At 59.5% G+C, this 13353-nt stretch carries 10 protein-coding genes; 8 read left to right on the top strand and 2 right to left on the bottom strand.

Annotation, left to right across the window (positions count from 1 at the left end; all coding sequences use genetic code 11):
• Positions 1–143 precede the first annotated feature (143 nt).
• The 6 genes from L3J03_00125 to recC all read left to right on the top strand — a co-directional run bounded on the left by L3J03_00125 (position 144) and on the right by recC (position 10136).
• Positions 144–1445 (top strand): hypothetical protein, encoded by a 1302-nt coding sequence (locus L3J03_00125; protein ID MCF6289400.1) that lies wholly within the window; start codon positions 144–146, stop codon positions 1443–1445.
• A gap of 203 nt (positions 1446–1648) precedes the next feature.
• The gene (locus tag L3J03_00120; GenBank protein ID MCF6289399.1) at positions 1649–2344 is read left to right on the top strand and encodes a chemotaxis protein CheW; all 696 of its coding nucleotides are present in this window, start codon (positions 1649–1651) and stop codon (positions 2342–2344) included.
• Complete coding sequence (locus L3J03_00115) at positions 2341–4707, top strand: hybrid sensor histidine kinase/response regulator (GenBank protein MCF6289398.1); 2367 nt, start codon at positions 2341–2343, stop codon at positions 4705–4707. Before L3J03_00120 ends, L3J03_00115 begins: the two co-directional genes overlap by 4 nt.
• A gap of 12 nt (positions 4708–4719) precedes the next feature.
• Complete coding sequence (locus L3J03_00110) at positions 4720–5760, top strand: chemotaxis response regulator protein-glutamate methylesterase (protein ID MCF6289397.1); 1041 nt, start codon at positions 4720–4722, stop codon at positions 5758–5760.
• 37 nt (positions 5761–5797) lie between these two features.
• Positions 5798–6787 carry a diguanylate cyclase gene (locus tag L3J03_00105; GenBank protein MCF6289396.1) on the top strand — a complete coding sequence of 330 codons (990 nt, stop codon included), beginning with the start codon at positions 5798–5800 and terminating at the stop codon, positions 6785–6787.
• 61 nt (positions 6788–6848) lie between these two features.
• The gene (recC, locus tag L3J03_00100) at positions 6849–10136 is read left to right on the top strand and encodes an exodeoxyribonuclease V subunit gamma (protein ID MCF6289395.1); all 3288 of its coding nucleotides are present in this window, start codon (positions 6849–6851) and stop codon (positions 10134–10136) included.
• Between the two features lie 64 nt (positions 10137–10200).
• Here the strand turns inward: recC and L3J03_00095 are convergent, their stop codons facing one another.
• Both L3J03_00095 and L3J03_00090 read right to left on the bottom strand, forming a co-directional pair.
• Positions 10201–11085 carry a phosphoribosylaminoimidazolesuccinocarboxamide synthase gene (locus L3J03_00095; GenBank protein ID MCF6289394.1) on the bottom strand — a complete coding sequence of 295 codons (885 nt, stop codon included), beginning with the start codon at positions 11083–11085 and terminating at the stop codon, positions 10201–10203.
• A gap of 248 nt (positions 11086–11333) precedes the next feature.
• Positions 11334–11984, bottom strand: a complete 651-nt coding sequence (locus L3J03_00090; protein MCF6289393.1) for an adenylate kinase — start codon at positions 11982–11984, stop codon at positions 11334–11336.
• A gap of 413 nt (positions 11985–12397) precedes the next feature.
• On the opposite strand from L3J03_00090, the gene L3J03_00085 reads away from it, so the two are divergent.
• Complete coding sequence (locus L3J03_00085; protein MCF6289392.1) at positions 12398–12850, top strand: Hsp20/alpha crystallin family protein; 453 nt, start codon at positions 12398–12400, stop codon at positions 12848–12850.
• Between the two features lie 35 nt (positions 12851–12885).
• The gene (locus L3J03_00080) at positions 12886–13287 is read left to right on the top strand and encodes an Hsp20/alpha crystallin family protein (protein MCF6289391.1); all 402 of its coding nucleotides are present in this window, start codon (positions 12886–12888) and stop codon (positions 13285–13287) included.
• Positions 13288–13353 lie beyond the last annotated feature (66 nt).

The following is a 13353-nucleotide window of genomic DNA, read 5'->3' as shown; positions in this document are numbered from 1 at the left end:
TGAACTCGTAACAACCCGAAAGGCTTCAAATGCCACCCAATAAAATCAACAAGTTACAAGACGAATCACGTCCGTCGAGCGGGTTGTTGCGAGACCGACAATAATAGCCACCGTAAAAGCAGGACAAGAAGAGCGATCCAGCCATGGCTGATCCGGAAATAGAGGCCATTCTCCAGAAAACAATGGGGTTAAAGGTCAGCACCATCGGCAAGGCGACACTGGACAGGGCTATCGAGCGCCGGATCAATGCCCTGGCCCTGGCCGATGAAACCGCCTATCTCGTCCATCTCAAGTCGTCGGCCCTGGAATTAAACGAACTCATCGAGGAAGTCATCATCCCGGAAACCTGGTTTTTCCGGGACCGCCGGCCCTTTGATCTGCTGGACCGCCAGATAAAAACATGGAAAAGATCAAAGGAAAAACTTTTTTTACGGCTGTTGAGCGCGCCCTGTTCCTCGGGCGAGGAGCCCTTCTCACTGGTCATCGCCCTGCTCGATGCAGGCTGGCCGGTCAATAAGTTCCAGGTCATGGCCCTGGACATCAGCGCCCGCTCCCTGACCCGGGCCCAGCAGGCCGAGTACACGAGAAACTCTTTCCGCGGCGACAACCTCGCCTTCCGGGACTGCTATTTTGAACAGGTCGGCAACAAGTACATCCTCAAAAAAGAGGCCCGGAGCAAGGTCCAGTTTCTCCAGGGCAACCTGCTCAATCACGCCTTTATGGCCAGCCTCGGCCTGTTCGACGTCATCTTCTGCAAAAACGTCCTGATCTATCTTGACAATCAGGCCCGGAAAACGGCCTTGAAAACCCTGGCTGACCTGCTGGTCTTCGACGGTCTTATCTTTGTCGGCCATGCGGAAACAACCATTTTGAAAGACAGCGGATTCATCCCCCTGTCCCATGCCCACGCATTTGCCTTTCGGAAACCAACGGCCGGACCGCAACCCGCACCCGTACAGCCGAGACAGCCGGTCGCCGCGACCCTGCCCGAGTACGGCGGCCAGTCGCCCAGGCGGAAGAGGGCGGCGCCGCAACGGCCGCCACCCCCGAAAAAAGCAGCGCCGCCACCCCCGAAAAAAGCCGCTGCTGGTGGTGTCTCAAAAACCGCGGTTCCGGACCTTGATGCCGCCCGCAGACACGCGGACCAGGGCCATCTCAAGGAGGCGCGGATGATCTGTGAGGCGTTTCTCAAGACCAGGGGGCCGTCGTCCCGGGCGTTCTTTCTCCTGGGGGTCATCCATAACGCGGCCGGTGAATATCAGGCAGCAGCCAAAATGCTCCGCAAGGTATTGTATCTTGAGCCCGGCCATCTGGACGCCTTGGTCCTCCTTGCCCTGCAGGCGGAACGATCCGGCAATCTTGCCGATGCCAAGGCCTTTCGGAGACGGATCGAACGGCTTGAAAAAGAGTCCCCTGGTTCCGAAACCTTTATCGCCGGGTCATAAAACAGAAAAAAATTACAAGGATGTACACGGAGTTCGAAACAAGTCAAAATGTCACGCCAAGACGCAAAGAGTGCAAAAAAAGGACCACCTGTTGTTGAAGAAAAAACTTTGCGTACCTGACGACTTTCCGGAGTCCCGTTGGTTCGCTTGCCCGGACGGGCAAAATTATTTTTACGAGTTTATCAAGGGTTAGAGGTTAAAGGATGGTCTCTAAAAACAGCGCGCCCCAACAACCGGCTATTGACGGCTGCTGGAAGAAGATCGGCGTCTGGGGACAGACCCCGGAACGGTGTCCGTTGCTGGAGCAGTTTGTCCACTGCCGGAACTGCCCTACCTATGCGGCGGCCGGCCGCCGGTTTCTCGAGCGCCCACAGCCCCCCGGCTACCAGGAGGAGTGGACCATCAGGCTGGCCGATACCAAGGAACAGGAACGTAAAGACATCAAAACCGCCTTTGTCTTCCGGGCCGGGGACGAGTGGCTGGCCCTCTCCGCGCCCCTCATCCAGGAGGTGGTGGACATGGGGATCATCCACACCCTGCCCCATGTGAGCACCAGTACCCTGCGCGGCATCGTCAACATCCGCGGCAAACTTGAAATCTGCGTCTCCATCGGCGGCGTGCTCGGAATCGAACGGCTGGAAAGGGAAAAACGGCCCTCCAGCTATGTGGCCCCGGAACGGCTGGTGGTTGCCAGGCATAATGACCATATCATCTCCTTTCCGGTGAGCGAGGTGATGGGCAATGTCCGTTACCGGCCGGAGATGCTGCGGGACCTGCCGATTACCGTGTCCGGTTCCAAGGCGGTCTATACCAGGAAGATTCTCTGTCTGCCGGACAAGGATGTCGGTTTTCTCAAGGACGAACCTCTCTTTAAAATGCTTACCAAGGACCTGAAATGAGCAGCGGCAACGACACCGATCTCAGCGAAATGTCAATGCTGGACCTGTTCCGGATGGAGGCGGAGACCCAGTGTAACGCCTTGAACAACGACCTGGTGGCCCTGGAACAGCAGCCCGGCTCCGCAATGCGGCTGGAGTCCCTGATGCGGGCCGCCCACTCCCTCAAGGGCGCGGCCCGGATCGTGGGGCTGGACCAGGCGGTCAAGGTCGCCCACACCATGGAAGATGTCTTTGTCGCTGCCCAGACCGACGAGATCACCCTGGACCGCGCCGGGATCGATCTGCTCCTCAAGGGGGTGGACATCCTGTCCGACATTGCCAAACTCTCCGATCAGGAGGCGGCCGCCTGGTTCAGCGCCCATGCCGGGGAGATAGACGCCCTGGCCGCCTCATTCATTGCCCTGGCCAAGGGCGAGATGCAGCCTGCCCCGGATAAACCGCTGAAACAGGCCCTAAAAAAAAAGGAACCAGAGAAAAAGGCCAAGGCCGCGCCAGCGCCGGACAAACCAGAGGAGACCGCGCCAAAACCGGACAAACCGGAGGTGGGCTCGGCCAGACCCGCCAAAAAAACAGCGGCCGAGGCCACCACCCGGGCCGTACGGATTTCAGCGGAGAACATGAACCGGCTCATGGGCCTGGCCGGCGAGGTCCTGATCGAATCGCGCTGGCTGCCCTCCTTTACCTCGGAGCTGCTCCGGCTCAAGCAGAAACAGGACGAACTGCTTCGGCTGACCGACCGGATACTCGCCGACGGCTCAACCACCGACTCCGGCAAGCTCGCCTCCACCTATATCACCGAGCTTCACCGGAAGATCAACGCCTGCCGAAGCATGCTGGCCGATAACCTGACGATCATCGAAGACCATGCCCGCCACGCCGGCGAGATCTCGCACCGGCTCTATCACGAACTGATCGCCAGCCGGATGCAGCCCTTTTCCGAGGGCACCAAGGGCTTTGCGCGAATGATCCGGGACATTTCCCGTGAACTGGGCAAGGAGGTCAAGTTCCAACTGGTCGGTGAAGACACCCCGGTGGACCGTGATATCCTCGAAAAAATCGAGGCCCCGCTCAACCATCTGCTCCGCAACGCCATTGACCACGGCATCGAGTGCCCGGAGGAACGGGAACGGGCCGGTAAGCCGCGCGAGGGCACGCTCCGTCTTGAGGCCCGGCACCGGGCCGGAATGCTCAACATCGTCGTGGCTGATGACGGCCGCGGCATTGATATGGAAAAATTGCGCCGGACCGTGGTGAAGCGCAACCTGGTGTCCAGGGCAATGGCCGCCGATCTCTCCGAGTCCGAGTTGATGGAGTTTCTCTTTCTGCCCAACTTCAGCACCAGAAAAAAAGTCAGCAATATCTCCGGCCGGGGAGTGGGTCTTGATGTGGTCCACAGCGTGGTGAACGAGGTACGCGGCGTGGTGCGGGGCACATCCAGGCTGCACCGGGGCTCACGTTTCGAGCTGCAGCTGCCGCTCACCCTGTCGGTGATGCGGGCCCTGCTCACCGAGATCAACGACGAGCCCTACGCCCTGCCCCTGGTGTCCATCGACTATGTCCTCAGGCTGCCCAAAAATATGATCAAGACCGTGGAGGGACGGCAATACTTTACCTTTAACGACAAACGGGTAGGCCTGGTATCGGCGCAGCAGCTGCTCAACAAACCGAACATCCGGCCCCCGGACGACAAGGACTTCCGGGTGGCGATATTCAACGGCCGGCCGCACCAGTACGGCCTGATCATGGACCGCTTCCTGGGGGTGCGCGACCTGGTGGTCCAGCCCTTGAATCCCCGGCTGGGCAAAATCAAGGACATCAGCGCCGCGGCGATCCTGGAAGACGGTACCCCGGTATTAATCATGGATGTGGAGGATATGGTCCGCTCCATGGATCTGCTTATCTCCGGCAACCGGCTCCGCCAGATATCCAGTGACGAGACCAGCGGTGCCTCACCGGAAGAAAATATAAACAAACGAATCCTGGTTGCCGACGACTCCATCACCGTACGGGAGGTGGAACGAAAGGTGCTCCTGGCCAAGGGCTACGAGGTGGATGTGGCCATTGACGGGATGGACGCCTGGAACACCTTGCGCAACGGAAAGTACGACCTGGTGGTAACCGACGTGGACATGCCCCGGATGGACGGAATCAAGCTGGTGACCATGATCAAGGAAGATCCCCATTTCTGTTCCACTCCGGTGATCATCATTTCCTACAAGGACCGGGAGGAGGACCGCAACCGGGGCCTGGAGGCAGGGGCCGACTACTACCTGACCAAGGGAAGTTTCCATGACCAGACCCTGATCCGGGCGGTCGAAGACCTCATCGGTCCGCCAACGCCGACCAATTCAACTGTTATTTAGAGGGAATATCCGGTGCGTATTGGAATAGTCAATGATCTGGATCTCGCGGTGCGGGTCCTTAAACAGGCCCTGCGCCAGGTACCTGATTACCAGATTGCCTGGATTGCCGGAAACGGGGTCCAGGCCGTGGATCTTTGTAAAAAGGACACCCCGGATCTGGTCCTGATGGACCTGATCATGCCGATAATGGACGGGGTGGAGGCCACCCGGCTGATCATGAAGTCCTCGCCCTGCGCCATTCTGGTGGTTACCTCCACGGTGACCGGTCATTCGGCCAAGGTGTTCGAGGCCATGGGCGCCGGCGCCCTTGACGTGGTGGCCACCCCGGTTGACGACAGGAGCGGCGGTGAGCGGGGCGCCAGGGACCTGCTCGCCAAGATAAGACGGATCAGCAAACTGATCGGCACGGCCTGGTCCGGGCCGGAGCAGATGACCGAGGGCACGATCAGAACCAGGAGGGCGCGAAAAGATGAATGGCTGGTGGCCATCGGCTGTTCCACCGGCGGACCAAAGATCCTGGTGCAGATCCTTTCGGTCCTGCCCGAAAACTTCCCGGCCGCGGTGGTGGTCATCCAGCACATGGATGAAAAATTTACCCCCGGCCTGATCGAGTGGCTGGACCGCCAGACCCCGATGCCGGTCCGAACCGCCTTCCACGGGAGTTCCCCCCAACAGGGGATGATCCACTTCGCCTGCACCGACAACCACCTGGTACTCACCCCGGCCAACACCTTCAGATATACGCGTGAACCAGTGAAAAACTTCTATCATCCCTCGGTCGATGTCTTTTTCAACAGCATTGCCCAGCACTGGCCGGGAAATATCATCGGCGTCCTGCTGACCGGCATGGGCCGGGACGGAGCCAAGGGACTGCTGAACCTGTACAACCAGGGGTGGCACACCATTGTCCAGGACCGGAACTCATCCGTTGTCTACGGGATGCCCAAGGCGGCCGTTGAACTCGGGGCGGCCGGACAGGTCCTGCCGGCCGGAAAAATCGGTCCCGCCCTTGCCAGCCTTCTACCGCCGGAAAAAGGACGCCGCCATGGATAACCGGACAATCACTCCCGGCCCGGGCCGGAACGGGGTCATGACCTCCATGCATGAATACCGGATCACAGTACTGCTCATCGATGACCAGCGGATGGTGGCCGAAGCGGTCCGCCGGGCCTTGAGTGGAGAAAAGGATATCGATTTCCATTACTGCCAGAATCCGACCAAGGCGATGAACATGGCGGCCGAGATCAAACCCACGGTTATCCTGCAGGACCTGGTCATGCCTGAAATCGATGGGCTGATGATGGTTCGCTTCTTCCGGGTCAAACCGGAAACAGCCCAGGTCCCGATCATCGTCCTGTCCACCAAGGAGGAGCCGGAGATCAAGAGTGAGGCCTTTTCCCTGGGGGCCAATGACTACCTGGTCAAACTGCCCGACAAGGTGGAACTCATCGCCCGGATCCGCTATCATTCCCGGTCCTACATCAACCTCCAGGAGCGGGACGAGGCCTTCCGGGCCCTGCAGGAGAGTCAGCGGAAACTGGCCGAGGCCAACCGGACCCTGCAGAAACTATCCGCCCTGGACGGCCTGACCGGAATCGCCAACCGCCGCAGCTTTGACGAGATGCTCACCAAGGAATGGCAGCGGGCCATGCGCCAGGCCACGCCCCTGTCGCTGATCATGCTTGACATTGATTTCTTCAAGCTCTACAACGACCATTACGGACACCAGGGAGGTGACGACTGCCTGAAAACAGTGGCCAGCGCCCTGGAAAAATCGTTGCACCGGGAGACCGATCTTCTGGCCCGCTACGGCGGCGAGGAGTTTTCCGCCATTCTTCCGGAAACCAACCATGAGGGCGCGATGAAGATCGCTGAAATAATGCGGGCCGCGGTCCAGGCCCAACAGATTCCCCATGCCAAGTCAACGGTCAGCGACTACGTCAGCATCAGTGTCGGGGTTGCGACCTGCGTCCCTGACCGGGACGCCGCCCCGGACAGCCTGATCGCCCTGGCTGATCAGGCCCTGTATCTGGCCAAGGAAAACGGGCGTAACCGGGTGATGACCAAGTCTTCGCCTTGACCTGGCCCGGCCTTTTCAAAACATCCCGGGCAACGACAAGTTCCCGGCACGGCCGACACCCATGACCGGTATCACTCTCTTCTCGGGAAACCGCCTGGAATTGCTGGCGGAACTTCTGGCAACCAGCACCGGCAGCCCTGCCCTGCCCCCCCTGGTTACGGAAACCGTGGTGGTCCAGAACCCGGGCATCGCCCGCTGGCTGACCATGAAGCTGGCCGAACGGCAAGGTATCTGCGCCAACTATTATTTTCCCCTGCCCAATATCTTCATCCGGGAGATCATCGGCCGGATCGTCCCCGGACTGCCGGCAACATCATCCTATCGCCGGGAGATCATGCTCTGGCATCTCATGGCCCTGCTGCCGGACCTGGCCGGACACCCGCAGGGAGGGCCACTGCGCTCCTATCTCGCTACCGGCGATCAATCCCGGCGCTTACGGTTGGCCGGCCGGATCGTCGATCTCTTTGATCAATACATGATATTCCGTCCCGAAATGATCAACGCCTGGGAGCGGGGCAACTCCATTGGCAACGATCCCAGCGAACCCTGGCAGCGCCAACTCTGGCAACGGCTGGTCCGCCGGATCAACAGCTCTTCCGATAGACCTGATCCCCATCACTCCGATCTGCTCCGGACGGCAGTGGAACAACTTGAAAACAACAATTTCCCGGTCAGGAAGCTTCCGCCCCGGTTGGCCCTGTTCGGGATCTCCTCCATGCCGCCCGCCCATTTCCATCTCCTGGCGGCCCTGGCCCGTCATCTGCCGGTGTCGCTTTATCTGCTCAACCCCTGCCAAGAGTACTGGGAGGACATTCTCTCGGACCGTGACAGCGACCGGCTCCGTTGCCGGGCCGCCCATGGCGCGCCCCTCTATCTGGAGCGGGGCAACCCCCTGCTCGCCTCCCTGGGCCGGCTCAACCGGGATTTTCTGACCATGTGCCGCAACCATGATCCCGAGGAACAGGAGTTGTTTGTTGTTCCGGAGGGCCGGACCCTGCTGGCAACCATCCAGCAGGACATCCTCCAGCTCCGGGACCGGGGTGGAGGATCAGATCCCGATGACGCCATCCTGGAGATCGGGGCCAACGACAACTCGCTCCAGATCCATTCCTGCCACAGCCCGCTCCGGGAGGTTGAACTGCTCCATGATCACCTCCTGCGCCTGCTTGCCGACAACCCGGAACTGAACCCCGACAATATCCTGGTGATCTGCCCGGAACTTGCGACCTACGGACCGCTTATCCGGGCGGTCTTTGCCGCCCCTGATGCACCTGAAACCAGGATTCCCTTTAACATCGCCCCGCATGGCCTGTTCACCGAGAACCGGCTGGTTGAAACCTTTCTCGCTATTCTGGAACTGACCGACTCCCGGGTTACAGCCACCGAAGTGCTGGAGATCGTGGAAAGTCCCCCGGTCCAGCGCCGCTTCGACATCTCCGCGCAAGACCTGACAACCATCCGCCGCTGGATCAAAAGCAGCGGAATCCGCTGGGGCATGGACCGGAAGGACCGGCAACTCCACGGACTGCCGCCTTTCAGCGAGAACAGCTGGCAGGCGGGCCTTGACCGTCTCCTGCTCGGATATGCCATGGCCAACGACAGCCAGACCATGTTCAGCGGCATTCTTCCTGAAGACGAGATCAACGGCGAGGAGGCGGAGATACTGGGCCGTTTCCTTGATTGCACCGCCACCCTGTTCCGCTTTATCAGGGCCATGCGCCAACCGCGGCAGGCGGCCGAATGGTCCGTTCTCCTCCTCGCCCTGCTGGATGATTGTTTTGCGGTTAAAGGAGAGGCAGAGGAGGAACTCCAGCTTATTCGCAATGTTCTGCGGGAATTGCGAGACTTCACCCGCCTGGCCGACTACGACGAGGCCATTGAGCTGGACACGCTCCGCATCCAGCTGCAACAGGCCCTGACCCCGGAACGGTTGGGAATACGGGGGCTGATCAGCGGTGGCGTGACCTGCGGCGGGATGACGGCCCTGCGCGCCGTTCCCTTTAGGGTCATCTGTATCCTGGGCATGAACGACACGGTGTTTCCCCGGCCCCGGCAGACGATAAGCTTTGACCTCATGGCCGGCCAGCCCCGGCCCGGCGACCGCTCCCGCCGCCTGGACGACCGGGACCTGTTTCTCCAGACCCTGCTCGCGGCCCGGGAACAGCTCTACATCAGCTATGTGGGACAGTCCCCGCTTGACGATCGCTGCCTGCCTCCTTCGGTGCTGGTCAGCGAGTTGCTGGACGTTGTCCGCCAGGGTTTCCGGCCGGCCGGTGATTCCAACATTGACATCATCACCCGGCTGGTGACAAAACAGCATCTCCAGCCCTTTCATCCCGACTATTTCCAGGCCCGGCCGGGACGGCTCCGGACCAGTTTTTCCCGGGAAAACCAGGCCGCGGCCCAGGCCCTGATCTCGGAAAAATCAGAACCCGGCCCCCTGTTCAGCACTCCCCTCTCCCCTCCCCCGGAGTCCTGGCGCCGGGTGGCCCTGGAATCGCTCTGCCGCTTTTTCCTGCATCCGGTCCGGGCGCTGCTCGAAGAACGGCTGCTGATCCGCCTGGACCCGGGTCCGGAGACCCTGGCCGACCTGGAACCCTTTACAATCACCGGCCTGGAGCGCTATCAGCTGGAAACCGACCTGCTGCAAGATCTGCTGGCCGGCCGGGAGTTAGCTGATATATTTCAAATCAAAAAGGCCGCCGGCCAGCTCCCGGTGGGCAGGATCGGGGAATCGCTGTTCGAGGAAATCCGCATCAAGGTGGAAACCCTCGGGCAACGGCTGAAAGACCTCCGGCCGGGTCCGGCCCGGCCGGCCCAAGAGGTTGACCTTGCAGTCAGCGGCTTTACCCTGCACGGCGTTCTGCAAGGGCTCCAGGTCAATACCCTTGTCCGGCTGCGGTGCGCCAGGATCAAGGCCAAGGACCAGATCAGGGCCTGGCTGGACCACCTGGTCCATGGAGTTCTCCAGGCCCGGTCCGGGGAGGAACCCGGCAATACCCTGCTGCTCGGCACGGACGGTCTGTTCCGCCTGGGCCCGGTGGACAACCCGGAGGCCGAACTGGGCCGGCTTCTGGATCTCTACTGGCAGGGAATGGCTAGGCCCCTGCCTCTGTTCGCCGAGTCCTCCCTCGCCTTTGCCGTTGAACTCTTCCGGGGCAAAACCCGGGCTCTGGCCCTGGCCCGGGCCCGGCGGACCTGGCTTGGCAACGAGTACCAGGCCGGTGAAAGCGAATCGCCCTACTTCCGGCTCTGCTTTCAAGGCCGCGATCCCCTGGACGATGAGTTCATGGACACGGCCCAGGACTTTTTCCAACCGCTGCTGGAGCACCGGGAGAAGATTTCGTGAGGACAGAGGGCAGAAGACGGAGGACAAGTATATTCCATACCCGGTTAGAGGCGCTGCCGGACGTTTAGGTGGTGAGCCGGGTCACGGCCTCGGCATAGCGGGCCTCGGTTTTTTCAAGGATCTCGGCTGGCAGCGGCGGCGGTGGCGGCTGTTTGGGCCAGTCAAGGGTCAGGAGATAATCCCTCAGGAACTGCTTGTCAAAGCTGGGCTGACCACTGTTGACCCGGTACTGGTCAAGGGGCCAGAACCGGGAGGAATCCGGGGTCAGCACCTCGTCGATCAGGATCAGTTCACCATCGTACCAGCCCAGTTCAAACTTGGTATCGGCAATGATGATCCCCTTTCCCAGGGCATAGTCAGCCGCCTTCCGGTAGAGCCGGAGGCAGAGATCGGCAATCTTGCCGGTCTGCTCCTTGCCCAGCAGTTTCTCCATGGCCGCCATGGAGATATTCTCGTCATGGAGCCCCTGCTCGGCCTTGGTGGAAGGGGTAAATAACGGCTCCGGCAACTTGGCCGACTCCTGCAGGCCCAGGGGCAGCTCAAAGCCGCAGACCACGTTGCTCTTCTGATAATCCTTCCAGAAGGAACCGGAGAGATAACCGCGGACAATGCACTCCACTGGCAACGGCCTGGCCTTTTTCACCAGCATGCTGCGGCCCCGCAGCTCGTCAACATATGGCCGGCAGATTGCCGGATAGTCATCCACGTCCGCGGTGATCAGGTGGTTGGCCATGATGTCCCGCAGAAAATCAAACCAGAAAAGGGACAGTTTGGTCAATACCTCGCCCTTGTTGGGGATCGGGTCCGCCATCACCACGTCAAAGGCGGATATCCGGTCGGTGGCAACCATCAACAACTGCCCTTCCACCTCATAGAGATCCCGGACCTTGCCGCGATGGATAAGGGTCAACTCCTTGAAATCGGTGGTCAGTAACGGTGCTGCGCTCATTGTTTATTCCTTTTTTACTGAGTTGTCATGGTGCATACAGGGTGCTGAATGCTGAGTGCTGAATGCTGAGTGCTGAGTGCTGAGTGCTGAGAAAGATTATAACATGTTGTTACCATTAACAAATAACTATTAACTTTTTCCACCATCATCTGTCATCTGCTTGCCACGCCGTAGCCTCTTGTCCGCCGCAGCCTTCAGGCGAAGGAGGATGGCGAAGGCGGGTCTTCCGTTCCCTGTCTCCTGAGAGGCTACAATCCGAGCTGGCCCTTGATCTCGCTGACCACCACGTCGCTGGAAGAGCCGATCACGCTCTTGAGCAGCCCCTCCTTCTCGTAAAAACCGACCAGCGGGGCGGTCTTTTCATTATAGGTCTCAAGCCGGTGGCTGATCGCCTCCTCGGTCTCGTCGTCACGCTGAATCACCGGGCTGGAGCATTTGTCACAGATCCCCTCCTGTTGCGGCGGGTTGCTCTTGATGTTGTAGATCGCCTGGCAGTCGGAGTTGGCGCAGGTCCGCCGGGTACAGAGCCGATCAAGGATCACCTCCCGGGGCACGTCGATATTCACAACCATGTCCAAGCTGATGTCGAGTTTGGCAAGCAGTTCCCGCAGGGCCTCGGCCTGGGGCACGGTACGGGGGAATCCGTCCAGCAGAAAGCCGCTGGCGCAGTCCGGCTCCTGCAGCCGTTTCTCCATGATTCCCATGATCAACGAATCCGGCACCAGATCACCGCGTTTCATATAGCCCTCGGCCTCCCTGCCCAGTTCGGAGCCGGCCTGGACCGCGGAGCGGAGAATATCGCCGGTGGAAATCTGCACCGAACCGTCAATGGCGGTAAGCAGCTTGGCCACGGTTCCCTTGCCGGCGCCCGGGGCGCCCAAAAGTATCAACTTCATCATTAACCTCCTGTGGATACATATTTTATAGGGTATAAAAAGACACGTAACCGTTCAGCAGTACCGTGGATTTGTGTAAGCGGGACGTAAGCGCAAACTCTGTGCGGTGCTGCTGAACGGTTACAAAAATACGTTGTTTCCTGGGCCGGCAATATACACAATTTTAATGGACTTGTAAAAAGTTCTACTGTTTCAAATGCCATTGTGTGAAATCAATATGTTACAACGTGATACACGTCCGTCGAACGTTTTTCGAGACCGACAATTTCGTCCCGGGATGATAGCCCAAAAGAAAAAAATGACCGCCATTTTTCAACCCCTTCTTGACTTCAAAAAAATTATCCTTATTTTTTATTAAACACCCATTTAGAATGTGAAATCAAATAATTATCATTAGTATCAAGGGAGGCGACACCATGACCCTGATCAGATTCAACGAGCGGCAGGCACCGCGGAATCCATGGGCGGAGATGGAGAAAATGCGCCGGGAAATGGAAATGATCTGGCCCCGCTTTTTCGGCGACACCACAACGGGCGCCTCGGTATATCCGGCCCTGAACATCTCCGAGGACCCGACCACCATCTACGTTCGGGCCGAGATCCCCGGCACCCCGGCCGAGGCAATATCGATCTTTGTGGAGGGCGACACCCTGACCATCACCGGTGAACGTAACGAGCCGGTCACCCCGGAGACTATCTCCTATCATCGGCAGGAAATCGGCTACGGCCGGTTCAACCGGGCAGTGACCCTGCCGACCCGGATCAATGCCGAAAAGGTGACTGCCGCCGCCCGGAACGGCATCCTGACCATTACCCTGCCCAAGGCCGTGGAGGCCATGCCGCGCCGGATCGCGGTAACGAGCAGTTGATCGATTTCCAATGATCCCCTTCAGGAGGCGGAGAGATGAAAACCAAGGATATCAAGGGACAGCCCAAACAGGAACTGCAGCGGAACAGCGAGCCGACCAAGCCGGCAAAACAATTCATCCCGCCGGTGGATATCTACGAGGACAGCCGCGCGGTCACCGTGGTGGCGGAAATGCCCGGAGTGGACAAGGAAGGCCTGGAGATCCACCTGGAAGACGGGGTACTGGCGATCAGCGGCACGGCCTTGAAACCGGACACCAGCCGGGAGACGGTGCTGTTGAACGAGTTCGACTTCGGCCGGTACATCCGCCGGTTCACCCTTTCCGAGTCCATTGACCAGGAAAAGGTCGAGGCAACCATTGTTGACGGCATCCTGTTCATCACCCTGCCCAAGGTGGAACCGGCCCAACCGCGCAAGATCAAGGTAAAGACAGGGTGAGGGGAATAGTTAATAGTTATTGGTTAATGGTTAATGGTTATTGGTGAGAGATTTTAACACGCCGTT

It is taken from the genome of Desulfobacterales bacterium, assembly GCA_021647905.1.
Classification (GTDB): domain Bacteria; phylum Desulfobacterota; class Desulfobulbia; order Desulfobulbales; family BM004; genus JAKITW01.
This window is presented reverse-complemented; position numbering and strand designations above follow the sequence as displayed.